At 45.3% G+C, this 13,521-nt stretch carries 11 protein-coding genes; 3 read left to right on the forward strand and 8 right to left on the reverse strand.

Features of this window, described 5'->3' with window-relative positions; all coding sequences use genetic code 11:
• Positions 1-339: 339 nt before the first annotated feature.
• Complete coding sequence (locus tag ACHZBG_RS12315; RefSeq protein ID WP_320129755.1) at positions 340-1,362, reverse strand: GGDEF domain-containing protein; 1,023 nt, start codon at positions 1,360-1,362, stop codon at positions 340-342.
• A gap of 253 nt (positions 1,363-1,615) precedes the next feature.
• Here ACHZBG_RS12315 and ACHZBG_RS12320 point away from each other — a divergent pair, with 253 nt between their 5' ends.
• Positions 1,616-2,518: an alpha/beta fold hydrolase gene (locus ACHZBG_RS12320; protein ID WP_320129756.1), complete on the forward strand. Its 903-nt coding sequence runs from the start codon at positions 1,616-1,618 to the stop codon at positions 2,516-2,518.
• A gap of 52 nt (positions 2,519-2,570) precedes the next feature.
• Here the strand turns inward: ACHZBG_RS12320 and ACHZBG_RS12325 are convergent, their stop codons facing one another.
• The 5 genes from ACHZBG_RS12325 to ACHZBG_RS12345 form a co-directional block, all read right to left on the reverse strand.
• Positions 2,571-4,454 carry an FAD-binding protein gene (locus ACHZBG_RS12325; RefSeq protein ID WP_320129757.1) on the reverse strand — a complete coding sequence of 628 codons (1,884 nt, stop codon included), beginning with the start codon at positions 4,452-4,454 and terminating at the stop codon, positions 2,571-2,573.
• 4 nt (positions 4,455-4,458) lie between these two features.
• On the reverse strand, positions 4,459-5,229 hold the full coding sequence (locus ACHZBG_RS12330) for a 3-ketoacyl-ACP reductase (protein WP_320129758.1): 771 nt from the start codon (positions 5,227-5,229) through the stop codon (positions 4,459-4,461).
• A 16-nt stretch (positions 5,230-5,245) separates the two neighbouring features.
• The gene (locus ACHZBG_RS12335; RefSeq protein WP_320129759.1) at positions 5,246-6,613 is read right to left on the reverse strand and encodes an NADH:flavin oxidoreductase; all 1,368 of its coding nucleotides are present in this window, start codon (positions 6,611-6,613) and stop codon (positions 5,246-5,248) included.
• Positions 6,614-6,632: 19 nt separating this feature from the next.
• The gene (locus tag ACHZBG_RS12340; protein WP_320129760.1) at positions 6,633-7,649 is read right to left on the reverse strand and encodes a LacI family DNA-binding transcriptional regulator; all 1,017 of its coding nucleotides are present in this window, start codon (positions 7,647-7,649) and stop codon (positions 6,633-6,635) included.
• Positions 7,650-7,882: 233 nt separating this feature from the next.
• Complete coding sequence (locus ACHZBG_RS12345) at positions 7,883-9,226, reverse strand: alpha-galactosidase (protein ID WP_320129761.1); 1,344 nt, start codon at positions 9,224-9,226, stop codon at positions 7,883-7,885.
• 119 nt (positions 9,227-9,345) lie between these two features.
• Between ACHZBG_RS12345 and ACHZBG_RS12350 the strand changes: the two genes are divergently transcribed.
• Together ACHZBG_RS12350 and ACHZBG_RS12355 are read left to right on the forward strand one after the other, a co-directional pair.
• Positions 9,346-10,086, forward strand: a complete 741-nt coding sequence (locus tag ACHZBG_RS12350) for a response regulator (protein WP_320129762.1) — start codon at positions 9,346-9,348, stop codon at positions 10,084-10,086.
• Complete coding sequence (locus tag ACHZBG_RS12355; RefSeq protein WP_320129763.1) at positions 10,083-11,777, forward strand: histidine kinase; 1,695 nt, start codon at positions 10,083-10,085, stop codon at positions 11,775-11,777. Before ACHZBG_RS12350 ends, ACHZBG_RS12355 begins: the two co-directional genes overlap by 4 nt.
• On the opposite strand, the gene ACHZBG_RS12360 is transcribed toward ACHZBG_RS12355, so the two are convergent.
• Positions 11,774-12,619 carry a carbohydrate ABC transporter permease gene (locus ACHZBG_RS12360; protein ID WP_320129764.1) on the reverse strand — a complete coding sequence of 282 codons (846 nt, stop codon included), beginning with the start codon at positions 12,617-12,619 and terminating at the stop codon, positions 11,774-11,776. The two genes, ACHZBG_RS12355 and ACHZBG_RS12360, sit on opposite strands and share 4 nt — an antisense overlap.
• The gene (locus tag ACHZBG_RS12365) at positions 12,616-13,500 is read right to left on the reverse strand and encodes a sugar ABC transporter permease (RefSeq protein ID WP_320129765.1); all 885 of its coding nucleotides are present in this window, start codon (positions 13,498-13,500) and stop codon (positions 12,616-12,618) included. The genes ACHZBG_RS12360 and ACHZBG_RS12365 overlap by 4 nt, the downstream gene beginning before the upstream one ends.
• Between the last annotated feature and the right edge of the window lie 21 nt (positions 13,501-13,521).

A 13,521-nucleotide genomic window follows, 5' to 3' on the forward strand; every position in this document is an offset into this window, starting at 1 on the left:
AAATAGAAACTCCAGAAATTATTCTTTATATGCAACAATATTTCGAATTCAAACTAAGGGGGAATGAGGCAGGATTGCCTATTGATTCGTATGAAAGCATCGTAGCCATCTACGATAAAAAGTCAATTCAGAAAAAAAGTTATGCAACATTGTTATAACTAAATCAAATATGTTTTATCAAGAAGTTCCACTACTGAATACTACCTTGTACCAAACAACAAAAAAAACAGGCAAGGATTTGCCTACCTGAAATCATGAAAAAGGACTGAAACAAATACGTATAGTCAGTATCAATAGGAAATCACCTACCAAAACAGAGATAAAAACATTCCGATCAGATCAAAAGAATACCCTATCTCTCCCCTCTTGCTTGGCCCTGAACAAAGCCTGGTCAGCGGAGGCAACCAAGGCCTGCCAGGTATTCCCTTGATTTGGGAACGAGGAGATTCCTAGGGAAAACGTTATGGGACCCAAATCGTGCCCATTGTGCGATACAATGAGTTTCTTTGCTTCCAATCGTATTTTTTCAGCCTCTTGTAATACTTCAGTCGTTTTGCTATGTGAAACAATGATGGCAAATTCATCACCGCCGTACCGGCAGACACTATCCTCCAGGTCTGTATAGGTCAATAACAGATTTGCAACAGCCTTTATTACTGCATCACCCGCATCATGTCCAAATTGATCGTTGTACTGCTTGAATTTATCGATATCCACCATAATGAGGGACAAGGTATAATCCTGTTGTTTTGCACGAAAGAGCTTTTGTTCCAGGGTTTCGTCAAAATAACGCCGGTTGAACAACCCCGTAAGATGATCCTTGATTGCATACCCTTGCAACTGGACAACCTGGTTTTTTCTTAAATAGTTTGACGAGATGCTGAGAATGGAAACGGTAAGGACAAAAACCAGAAGACTGGGAACATTGAAATCCACGGGTATCGGGAATAGCAGCAAAACGGCTATCAGGAACAAAAATTGCAGAAGGGTAAGGACGATTGTATAGATCAATGGAAGAAAAATACTTGCAGCCATAATGGAAATCGTAACATACACAAGAGGAAACAGATCCAAGATCCCCAGATGATACTCAAGGAAAAACGAACCCCAGGTACCAAGAATCACTAAAAGAACAGTCAACAAAGCCGAAGGAAAATAGTAGCCTTTTCCATTCAATAAATATGCAAACAGGGTAAAAACAAAAAGTCCCAATAGTAAAATTACATAGTCTCGTTGTTCTCCTCCCGCAGTAGGGATTATGAAAAAAGCCATTGCCAGGATACAGGGCAACAAACCCAGCATGAAAATATGCAAGCGTTTCAAGAGAACCTTCAGGTTACCGAGAACTTCCAGTTTTTCCAATTTTTTCCCTCATGCAAGGAGTAGTATCTTTTTTTGGATAATACCATAGGTTTTGATTCGCTCACAATCTTTACCTAGAGGAAGGTAAAAATAGGGACAATCTTTCTGATTATGGCCAATACCTGTCTTTCTGGCTATACACAGACGGTCAATACAAAACAGATACAGAATATTTAGTTCTCTCTCTCCTGAAATATGACTTGTCTTTTTCTCCTTTCCTACCCTATGCTTGAAAACTAAGGAGAAGTACTACATGAAAAAATTGTTGCCTGTTTTCACAGCTCTGCTGATGATGCTGACCCTCTTTGGTTGTGCTACGACAAAAACCAACGAGCTGAATTCCTACACCCCAGTAAGCTACGCTTTCACCTATCTCTCACGTGGAGTTGAAATCCCCGCAAAGATTGTCTATCCAAAGGGTGGCCATGCAGTTCCCTTGGTAGTTCTTGCCCATGGGCATGGGGGAAGCAAGGATGAAAATATCGGCTTTGTAACAATCGCCGACGCCTTGGCAAAGCAAGGCATTGCCTCTATCAGAATGGATTTCCCTGGTTGCGGGGCAAGTAGCGAAAGTTTTCAAAAGAATACCCTGACCAACATGGAAGCTGATGTACTGGCAGCGACAGAAGCGGCCATATCAATTCTGGATGTCAATCCTGAACGCGTAGGCTTGTTTGGATATAGCATGGGCGGACGAATTGCCTTGGATCTAATCAAGGACAAAGCCTATGATTATAAAGCCGTTACCTTTCTGGCCCCGGCTGCAAGCACTGAGGATCTGAAGGCCCTCTTCGGGGGCAAGGATATGTGGGAAAAGCTGAAAGCAGAGGCAAAGGCCAATGGGTTCGTTTTGTTTACCACCATCTATGGGCAGAAACAAGAATTGAGCAAACAATGGTTTGAGGATCTGGAAAAACAAGAAAACCCAGCCCAAGATGCAGCTGTTGCCTTTGCCGGCAAGCCCAGCCAAGTCATCTATGCAACTGATGACGGAGCCGTTTCTCCTTCTGTCAGCCAGAATGTAGCTGATCTTTTCAAAGCCAAGGTAGTCAATACCACCGCAGATGGACACAGCTATGGTTTCTATAGTGACCGGACCGACATGCTTACGATTGTCGTGGATGCAACGGCCAATTTCTTTGCCGAGAAACTGTAAAAATCTAAAAGCAATGCAAGGAGCAGAAACAAGATTTGTTTCTGCTCTTTTTTTAAATCTTGGCCCCTTTTCTTCTCCGATGCTCGGCCCAAACATTTTCGAACCAGGTATCTTCCTGGGGAATTGGCTGGACCGGTCGCCAGGTACTGGAGAAACCCAATTCCGTTTTAACGGTTACCAAGTGCAGAAAAGCATTTGGTTCAGATTTATGAACCTCCTCGATTCTGGACAACTCAGTAGAAGAATGAATCGACAACGCACTCCCATAGGTTCCATAGGTCTTTGCTGATACAAGCATGGATTCCAAGATAGCCTGGGAAGATAGTAACTGATCATAGACCGAGAATATATATTCTTTTCCATACTCCTTGGGAAGCCTTGCCATCTCGAAATAGGAACCAATGGCAGAGGAAAGTTCTTGCAGAAGCTTTTCAGCCTCGTCCTGAACCCGAATAAAGGAAGCGACTTCACTCATTCTCTTTTGAAAGTAAGATCCCAGAGCAATGCAGGAGCTTGTGCCCTGTCCCTTCAGAACCAGGGAAAAATCATTCTCAAAATCCTTGAGTGATGCCAGTTCTCCCTCAGTAACAGTTCTTGGGGCAACTTCCCTGTTTTGTTTCTCGGCTATATGCTGGGCAGCTCTCATTGATCCGACCTGTGTGGAATTCAATGCAGTCCCTCCCGGTCTGTAGGGGCCGAAGGTTCCTGCCACCTCTCCTGCGGCATAGAGGTTTTGTATCGTACTCTGCCAATTTGCATCCACCAGCAAGCCCCCGTTATGGTGTTGCGCACAAACATCAATTTCAAGCATCTGGGTATCCAAATATATTCCATGCTCTTTATAGAGTTGCACCGCAAGGGGATTCATATGTTCCAGACGTTCATAAGGTGTTCCAAAAAGTGCCTTGGAATTCTTGAGATAGGCAAACGCTTCCTCGCCTAGGGCAGTCCAGTCAGAAGGCAGATAGGCGGAATTATGCTTGAAATCGAGAAAAACATGTCGTCCTTTCAGCACTCGTTCCTTATACACCGCCAGGTCAATGGAGGAGGATCCTTTGATCTTTCGGCTATCGAAAGGCCACTGGTACCCCTTCAAAAAAATATTGGACAATACCGTAGAAGGTTCTTGTCCATCTTCAAAGAGAAATTCATGTTCCTCGCCCTCAGCATCGATGGAAATATACCGAGGAAGTACCTGTTGATAGGTTCCTGACAGGTTCCATCGAAATTTAGTTGAGGCAATCCCGTACTGCCAGTGTTGCAGATTGTTTCCCTCGGCACCGGCTGAGAGGACAATGCCACTCATGCCCCTTTGGCTTTCGGGGTATACGACATCCCTATAGATTCCACTGGGACCTCCGGTACACCAGATGGCCTGATTGCATTTCAGGTAGACAGGCTCTCCTCCATACATGGCAATAAGTCCCCTGAGTTTTCCTTCTTCCACTACCAGACGGACAACCTGATATCCATCCAAAATAGGGATTCCCTTGGATTGCACCTTGGCTTCCAAGGCTTCGGTCATATACCGGGAGGTCAGCGGCCCGGCACTGGTAGCTCGCTGCTTGGGATCATGGTCGGTCTTGTATCCTACGAATTGTCCATACCTATCGGTCGGGAAATCAACACCGAGCAGGACCAGTTTCATGAAACAAAGGGAAGAACAACTTGCTTCGACCAAGGCAAGGGGACCATCGACCTCACCCCCTGCATTGAGGGTATTGGCCATGGACAGGACGCTGTCACTGTCGTTTCCGGCTATCGATAATTTATAATAGGTTTGTTTATCCGATCCCGTATTGCGGGACGTTCCCTTCTTGACTCCCTCAGTTACCAGGGCGACCTCGGTAACACCCAAATCAGTAAGCCAATCGATGGCATTGAATCCCGCGCAGCCCGAACCGACGACCAAGGTATCATAGACCAGTGTTTTCATATGCCTACAACCTCTGGATATGGAAGCCACCATCCACATCTATCACGTTTCCGGTGGTATAGCGAAAGGCACCGGAACAACAGACACTCACTGCCTGGGCGACATCCTCAGGCTCTCCCCACCGCTTGATAGGAAAGACTCCCTGTGCAAAAAGTGTCTCATATTTATCGGTGACGCCAGAAGTCATGTCGGTACGAATTACCCCCGGCCGTATCTCATGTACCAAAATATTTTCCGAGGCAAGACGATCGGCAAACAAGGTGGAAACCATGGAAGCAGCGGCCTTGGATACACAATATTCCCCTCTTGAGGGTGAAGAAACCACACTTGAACAAGATGTAATGAAAACAATACGGCAATCCCTGCTCTCCCTTGGCTGGAGTAGCATTGCCTTTGCCACCGACTGGCTGAGGAACAGGGGCCCTTTGGTATTGATGGAGATCAAACGGTCGAAGGAATCCTCTTCCATCTCCAGAAGATCTTTCCTTACCGTCGGGGCAACTCCGGCATTATTGACCAATACATCAATTTTTCCGAAGCACGACAAGGCAGTCTCCACAATCTTTTGACGGTCATCGGATTCTGCTATGTTGGCCTGGATGTAAACCAAGGGGATTTCGTGTTGTGTAAACCATGACGGAAATCCAGGATACTCAGCCTCTTTTTTCGTTCCTACGACTACCAGGGCAAAACCATCCAAGCCAAGCTGCTTGGCTATGGCCAACCCTATACCCCTGGTTCCGCCTGTCACTATTGCCGTCTTTCTTTCTTGCATGATTTCATCTTTCCTTTTATTTGGAAGCGGGGGTCTCCCGCAAGAGAGCTTCCTCACGGAATTTTTTTGCCAGAGGAGCATAGAGCACAGAATCCCTGATTACACATCCCGTCGTTCCATGGTCACGCATTATCTGGGTGCATTTGCTACAGGAAATGCAAACCTTTTTAGGATCCATCTTTCCTGAATTCAGAATATCAGAGGGTGCATCGGGATAGGCAAAACTGGAACGCCCGAGACCAATCATGCTTACCCTGCCAGATGCTAGGTTGGCAGATCCTACATAGGGCAAGAATTGGCGAAGCCACGTATACCCATTTCCAACGACGGGAACCGTTCCCGCTGCTTTCTGCACAACTTCACTGAAGGCAAATAACCGTTCGATGGAAACCAACTGGTGTTCCTCGGGAGTCGGAATTCCCATGGAGGAAGTATCAAAAGGTCTGGTTACCTGAGGATAGATATAATAGGGATTCCCTGCTGAATTGCTAAGCAAGTCAATTCCTCGTTTTACCAATTCGTTGACCAGTCGCTGAGGTTCCTCGCTTTCGAATTTCCACATATCGTCCTTGGCACATCCAAACCCATATGGATAGGGATGGGCGTCAAAAACATTGAACCGGCACGCTATGATGAAATCAGGACCTACCGCTTTTCTGACTTCCTCCACGATGGTAAGCAATAGTCGTGTCCTATTCTCGAAACTTCCCCCATACTTTCCCTTCCTGATATGGCTGGCAAGCAATTCACTTAAAAGGTATCGATGGCAGGCCTTGATATCGACCCCATCAAACCCTGCTTCCTTGGCAAGCAAGGCTGAATGGACATAGGCCGGTATCAGACTGTCCAGATACGCATCACTTACCACTGCCGAATCATCAACCACACCTGAACGTGCATCCAAAATAGGATCGCGTTGAGGAACCAGGGGGGCAGGCTTATGGCCTATAGGACGAGAATATCTTCCCGAATGGGTAAGCTGGAGAATCATGACAGGAACGGTTGCGTTGGACTCAAGGGCAACCTGCTTGCTTGACGTCACCAATTCCTTGAACGAGGCCTTGTTATCTGGAGTAAGCATCAGTTGAAGACTATTGGCCCTTCCTTCGGGCACCACTGCATTCGCCTCGCCCCACAAAAGACCTGCTCCACCTGCGGCAAATCGATGATATCGGCGAAAGACCAAGGGAGAAGGACTGCCATCGGGATTGGCATCACAGCCCTCCATAGGCAAAACAGCCAAGGAATTGGGGGCTGTCAGCTTTCCGATGACCACAGGTCTCCCCAGTGGCGACAAATCCTCAGAAACCTGGATGTTCACACCCCGTTGTACGATATCCTTTCGTAAATCATCCAAATCATGATACATAAACTTCTCCGACATATATCTTTCCTATCTATATTTATTTTGTTGAATCACGAACTGTCAGTTTGGTTTCCAGAATCTCAATCCTCGGAGAATCCAAGATCCCTTTTTCTGTCTTGTTTTGTATTTGTTGAATCAGTCGCTTGGCGGCCTGGACACCTATTTCATATAAAGGTTGGTGAATGGTGGTAAGAGGAGGGTCCATAAACGTACTGATGGGAATATCATCGAACCCGACCACCCCGATATCCTGGGGAATGTGAAGCCCCAGATCCCTCAAGGCTCGCATAATGATGATCGCCCGCAAATCATTTGAGGCAAATACTGCATCCACGGAAGGGATTCTTTTTACAAGATCCTTTACCAAGGGATAGAAACTATTTGGATTATCAAGTTCATACATCACAAGTTCTTTGTCGAAAGGAAGTCCATGGTCTAGCAAGGCCTGGGTATAGCCGCTCAGACGATTTGCATACAACAGCAGTTGGGCATCGCCCATGGCAAAGGCAATATGCCGGTAGCCTCGGGAAATGAGGAAGGAAGTCATTTCATACGCACTTGCATAGTTATCGATCACGATGGCATCGAGACTGTTGTCGTAATTCCTGCTGGTCAGCACAACAGGAAAGCCTTCGTCCCTGAGATCTGTTATTCTCTGACTCTCCTTGCGCAAGGTTGCATCGATAATGCCATCAACCCCCATATTGCAGAGCTTTTGTATATAGCGAGCCTCCGTATCAGGATTGTCATCGGTATTGCACAAGGTAACTACATAGTCCTGGGCTCGGGCAATATCCTCGACTCCACGTACAATCGGGGGAAAAATCATATTGTCGATACTTGGTATCATCAGGGCAATTGCATTGGTCTTGCCCAGTTTCAGACTTCGGGCCATCATATTCGGTCGATAGTTCAGTTCCCTGACTACCGCCAGGACCCTGGAGCGAGTTTTCTCATGAACATAGTCTGTCCCTGACAATACCCTTGATACGGTACTGATCGACACTCCTGCCTTCAGGGCCACCTCTTTCAAACTCGTTGCAGACTCAGCCATTTTTCTTGTTTCCTCTATTCTTGCCCATACACGGCTCTTGCCTGTCTATTTTTCTGCAAACGTTTGCGGAAATAATTACAAATATAAACAAATTCTAACTGAATTTTTTAAATTGTCAACACCCATCTTAATTTTTTCGTGGTTCAGAATTTTCAGCTTGCACTCAGACAAGAAAAAATCTCTTCCTGATAGGAGGAAGAGAGCGCAAGCCCAATAAGATTGCAGGTGTCGCCTTAGTATCTTATTTCAGAAGCCTTGAGCATCTTGTCAAAGAGTTCCCTGGCCTTGTCCAAGGGAAGTTTCATGAGAGGATCGGACAAGAAAGCAGTAAAAAGAAGCTGGTCATCATTGGTATAGAGAGCATCAAGGGTCATCTGCTGGACATCACTTACTTGTCTGACCATATTCTGGATGGCAAGGGGTGGATCCATTGCCATGATCGGCCTGATGGAATCGTTGCTGATATATCCGTTGCTTTCCACGATTCTTCCCTTGGGAAGATACCTGATCTGCCCTTCATTGGGACGATTGATATTTGTCAGCAACGTACGGTCCCCAAGCAAGGAACGCATGATATCCACCCCTTCCTCATCGGAGGGTTCTGCGATCAAATCTTCTTGCTTGAATACTTTTTCCTTCTTCTCCTTGGCTTGGCTCAATCTCCAGGCATAGGGAGTGCGAATGGTTCCCAACTTCCACAGTTGTTCTTCAGATGAGAGGAACCAAGGAACAAATTCACTAAGATGGCGGTCACCGGCAGCTCCCAGGGCCCCGAAGTCCCGAAGGAAACTGAGCGCGATGAGATGATCGCAATCGAACCATTTTTCTTCTGCTATTCTCTTCTTTGCAAGCTCGGTCTCGTCTGGGTAGGTATTCGGATCAGCGGCCAGTTCCTTAAGCTTAGGCATTAAATCGATACCTTCCCAGGTAGCCCCGGTAATGAAGGTAAAATGATTGACTCCGGTAATATCCACATGGATATCGCGTCTGTCTGGTTTCTCGACCCCATACCATTTGGCCACTTGCTCTGCAATGAAGGTCTCCAAGTGAAACACCTCATGACAACATCCCAAGGCCTTGATCTTCGGGAAGGCCTTGAAAAGCGCCGCAGTGCACAGAGTCATCGGATTTGTATAGTTTATTACCCAGGCATCTGGGCAATGCTTCTCGATCTGCTTGGCAAATTCGAAGAAAAGAGGAAGGGCACGACGCGCTCGCATTATGCCACCAGGACCGGTGGTGTCCCCTACCGATTCCAGAATTCCATATTCCTCAGGAAGTACGAGATCCCCATATCGGCATTCAGTATTGCCAGGCTCAACTGAGATAATGACAAGTTCCGTACCCTCAAGGGCCTCTCCCAGATCATCTTTTGCCACAACAGCAAAACGGCCTTCTGCCTTATTTGCAGCAAAAATCCGGTTGGCTACTTCAACATTCGAGCGAGCCGCCTCTTTATCGATATCGTACAATACCAGCGTTCCATGCGTCATGGAATTGGTAGCCAAGTCTTTCATGAATTGGATGGCCCAGAGCCTTCCACCTCCGCCAATAATACAAATGCGAGAATCTTTCATCCGTAACCTCCAAGGCTTAAGGAATTGTGGCAATGATTGGCAAATAAGAACAGGTTGAATTGTTTGACATTCAGTATCTTTTTTTGACATCCACTACCCTGAAATGGTATCATACTTTTATGTATACATTAGTAATAATCGATGATGAAATTGATCAACTTGAAGGACTTTCACAATATTTTCCCTGGGAAAAAATCGGTTTTTCCGTCGTAGGAGCTTTTGGGGACGGAAGAGCAGCCCTTGCCTATTGCAAAAATCACCCAATAGATGTCGTACTTACCGACATTCGCATGCCCTTCATCTCTGGACTTGACCTGATCAAGGAGTTGAGCGAGGAAGAAACCGTGCCTCTTTTTTGCATCATGAGTGCCTATAACGACTTCACTTATGCAAAAAAAGCTATATATTTCGGTGTTCAGGACTATTTACTCAAACCAGCTTCGTTCGAAGAAATTGAAACCGCTTTTGTGAAGATCAGAAAAATACTCGATGGCAATACAATAGAAGTCACCGCCTCCGGTGAGCAGAACAAAGACAATCCACTGATCAACCAGGCCCTGGCAATCATTGCAAAAAGAACAAACACCTGTTCTCTGCAGAATATCGCCGAAGAACTGGGAATCAATCTCTGCTATCTTTCCCGACTTTTCAAGGAAAAAACAGGTCAGAATTTCCAGGAATATCTGGTATCGATGAAAATGCAACAAGCCCAACAGATGTTATCGGGGAAAATCGAATACAAGAACAAAGAGATCGCCCAATCGCTGGGCTACCAGGATACCCAGAATTTCTGCCGGACCTTTCGCAAGGCTTTTGGTTCATCTCCCCAACAATACAGAAAGGAACATGGCATACAATGAATAACAAGAAACGACTGCTGCAAATATTCATACGCCATAGTCTTCCCTTGGTAATCGTAGTTCTCCTGCTTGGCTCAACTGCAACTCTATTGACCCGTAATTTTTTGAGAATGAACAGCATTGAGCAAGCAAATCAGACTTTGAAGCAAGCCAGTTCCTATTACGGCATCATCCTTGATGAAATGGATTCCTTGAATCTTATGTTCAGCACAAACCCCGAAATGATAACGAAAGTCCAGACAATCCTTGAAAATGGGACACTCAACCTTACTGATTTCAGGGAAGTCAAGCTTATCCGATCGTTTCTTTCCGCTCCCGCGAATGCACGTCCCTATATCGACGGTATCTATGTATATCTTGACAATAGCAAGGGCAACGTACTTTCCAATGACCTTGGTTTCATCGGTCTATCATCTTTGTACGATGGTTCCTGGTTCTCCACCTACAAGACAAAGCTGAATGGCAGCCAAAGTTTTTCAGAGCATATCATCTTGCGAAAAGGAACTCCCACCGAGCAGGCAGTCATCCGCATCTATCGCCCCATAACGAATGTCTCAGGTTCCCCACGGGGAGTAATAGTCTTGGACCTGAAAGAAACGGTACTATCACAAGCCTATGAAAAATCCTTTACCTATGCCAATGAATATCTCACGGTTCATAATGAACAAGGCCAACTATTGTTCGCCAGCCCCTCACAACCTTGCCCGTATCCAGAAAACAAGATGCAATACTTCCAGATACCCTCGAAAAAATACGGCTGGATATTCACTTTAGGTATTTATAAACCCAAACTCTATGCTTTATCCACAACACTCATGAGCTTGACCATTGCCTTGTCGTTGGTCGCCTTATCACTTGGCCTACTCCTTACCCATAGGACAAATCGCAAGGAACGTGCTTTTCTCTCCAATATAATCCAACAATTGAATAATGCCGGTAACCTGGAAACCGAAGACCAGGACCAAAACGAAAATGTCTTTGACTACATGAACAATCATGTAATCAAAACCTTCATTCAACAGGATTATCTACGATGGCAAAAGGAAGCAATGGAATATCGGGCCCTGCAAATGCAAATCAATCCACATTTTCTCTTCAATACCCTCGATACCATTTACTGGAAAACCATCAAACTCGCAGAAGGGGAAACTGATGTCAGCAAAATGATACAGATTCTCTCCAAACTACTCCAGTATTCCTTGCAGGTCGATGATTTGCAGGGAACCTCCTTATCCAAGGAATTGGAACAAACCCGATATTATGTGCAACTCCAGAAATACCGCTTCAAGGATTCCTTTGTCTTTCATGAAGACATTTCCGAGGAAGTTCTCAATACCGTTGTCCCAAGCATGATTTTCCAACCACTCTTGGAAAATTCTTTCAACCATGGATTCATCGAGGGAGAACTCTTGACCATCAGTCTTTCCATAAACAAAGAGGATGACCAGATAAAAATCATTCTTGAGAATGACGGTACTCCTCTCGGTGAGCAGGAACTTCAAAATCTCAATGAAGAACCGATTGATGTGTTATATAAAAAAAATTCCCTTGGTGTCTTGAACAGCAGGAAACGCCTGATGCTCTTTTTCCAAGGGAAAGCTCACTTGTCTTTCTCCAGTGACGGGGTAAGGGGAATAACGATTACCATCACCCTGCCGTATCCACTTGAGAAGGAGGCTACGGACAACTAACTCTTGATACCTGTAGTTGCTATACCCTCCACGAAATATCTCTGGGCAGCAAAGAAAAGGATTACCGGGGGAAGGATGGAAACCAAAGACATTGCCATGATCTGGTTCCAATCGAACTCGGTGGAGATATCCATGGTCATTCGCAAACCAAGAGCTATGGGATATTTTGCGACACTACTGATGTAAATGAGTGCATTCATGAAGTCATTCCAAGTCCAGACAAATTGAAACACGACAACCGAGAAAATAGCTGATTTACACAAGGGAAGCAAGATCCGTATAAGGATGCTGAAGCTATTGCACCCATCAAGCTTTGCCGATTCATCCAGTTCCAGGGGAAGTCCCCTGAAAAACTGGACCATCATATAGTTGAAAAACGGAAAACAGCCCAGCAAGGCAGGAATGATGAACGGAAGATAGGAATCGAGCCAACCTAACTTCTTGAAGAAAATATACCGGGGTATGATGATGACTGTTGCAGGCAACATCATGGTGGAGAGCATAACGATAAACAATATTTTTTTCAGGGGAAAGTCGAAACGTGCAAACCCATATCCCACCAGGGTACTGGAAATGACGGTAAACAATACAGTGGGAATTACCAAGAGAAAGGTATTGGACATGAACTTGGAAAAACCATATTGTCCGGTACCTTTCCATCCTGCGGCAAAGCCTCCAAATACGGGATGCTTTGGCAAAAGGCCCAAGGTTCCAAAGATTTCTTCATTTGTCTTGAAAGCAGCCCCAAGCATCCACAATAGAGGGTATATCATTATATATGCAAGAATTATAAGGAATATATACGATATAATCCTTGCAACTGGTCGCTTTTTCTTGTTCATAGCGTATCTCCATAATGAACCCAGGACTGGGAAGACTTGAAAGTCAAACTAGTGAAAATCATAATGATGGCGAACAAAATCCAGGACAGGGCCGAGGAATAACCCATTCTGAAGAATTTGAAGCCTTGATCGTACAGCATCAACCCATACAGATAGGTGCTTTTCAAGGGACCACCCTGGGTAATGACAAAAGCAGGAGTAAATTCCTGGAAGGCGTTGATCATCTGCATGATAAGATTGAACAACAAGATCGGGGACAACTCAGGCAGGGTAATCTTCCAGAAGGTCCTGAATTTTCCTGATCCATCGATCATGGCAGCTTCATAGAGACATTCGGGTATTTGCTTGAGTCCTGCCAAAAAGAGAAGCATGGAAGAACCAAATTGCCAGATAGTTACCAAACTTATGGTACCCAAGGCAAGGTCCGGGTTGCCCAACCAGTTATGGGGAGCTATACCGATTGCTCCCAGAAGGTTGTTGACAATTCCCTGGCTCATGAAAAGATATTTCCACAGAACAGAAATAGCTACACTACCGCCAAGTATTGAAGGAATGTAATAAAGAGTACGAAAAAGATTGATACCCCTGATCTTCTGATTAAGGACCATGGCAATGATCAATGCAAAGGCTATCTTACAAGGGACAGCCATCAGAACATAGTAAAAAGTCACCTTCAACGATTGCAAGAAGGTCGCATCAGCTGTAAAGATTCTGATATAATTCGCCAATCCTACGAATTTTGCTTTTCCCAGTAGCTGGAAGTCCGTGAATGAATACCAAAAGGAATTGAGCAAAGGCACGAACTGGAGAACCAGAAAGCCCAGTAGCCAGGGAAGAATATATACATATCCCGTGTATGAATGTTTATGTAATTTTTGCATTGAAACCGCCCTAAGAAAGCT

This window comes from uncultured Sphaerochaeta sp. (assembly GCF_963676625.2).
Taxonomy (GTDB): domain Bacteria; phylum Spirochaetota; class Spirochaetia; order Sphaerochaetales; family Sphaerochaetaceae; genus Sphaerochaeta.

What these genes read in the sequence shown, in the direction of transcription:
- ACHZBG_RS12320 (WP_320129756.1), top strand. Translation starts at nt 1,616, where the DNA reads ATGAAAAAATTGTTGCCTGTTTTCACAGCTCTGCTGATGATGCTGACC.
- ACHZBG_RS12325 (WP_320129757.1), bottom strand. Translation starts at nt 4,454, where the DNA reads ATGAAAACACTGGTCTATGATACCTTGGTCGTCGGTTCGGGCTGCGCG.
- ACHZBG_RS12330 (WP_320129758.1), bottom strand. Translation starts at nt 5,229, where the DNA reads ATGCAAGAAAGAAAGACGGCAATAGTGACAGGCGGAACCAGGGGTATA.
- ACHZBG_RS12335 (WP_320129759.1), bottom strand. Translation starts at nt 6,613, where the DNA reads ATGTCGGAGAAGTTTATGTATCATGATTTGGATGATTTACGAAAGGAT.
- ACHZBG_RS12340 (WP_320129760.1), bottom strand. Translation starts at nt 7,649, where the DNA reads ATGGCTGAGTCTGCAACGAGTTTGAAAGAGGTGGCCCTGAAGGCAGGA.
- ACHZBG_RS12345 (WP_320129761.1), bottom strand. Translation starts at nt 9,226, where the DNA reads ATGAAAGATTCTCGCATTTGTATTATTGGCGGAGGTGGAAGGCTCTGG.
- ACHZBG_RS12350 (WP_320129762.1), top strand. Translation starts at nt 9,346, where the DNA reads ATGTATACATTAGTAATAATCGATGATGAAATTGATCAACTTGAAGGA.
- ACHZBG_RS12355 (WP_320129763.1), top strand. Translation starts at nt 10,083, where the DNA reads ATGAATAACAAGAAACGACTGCTGCAAATATTCATACGCCATAGTCTT.
- ACHZBG_RS12360 (WP_320129764.1), bottom strand. Translation starts at nt 12,619, where the DNA reads ATGAACAAGAAAAAGCGACCAGTTGCAAGGATTATATCGTATATATTC.
- ACHZBG_RS12365 (WP_320129765.1), bottom strand. Translation starts at nt 13,500, where the DNA reads ATGCAAAAATTACATAAACATTCATACACGGGATATGTATATATTCTT.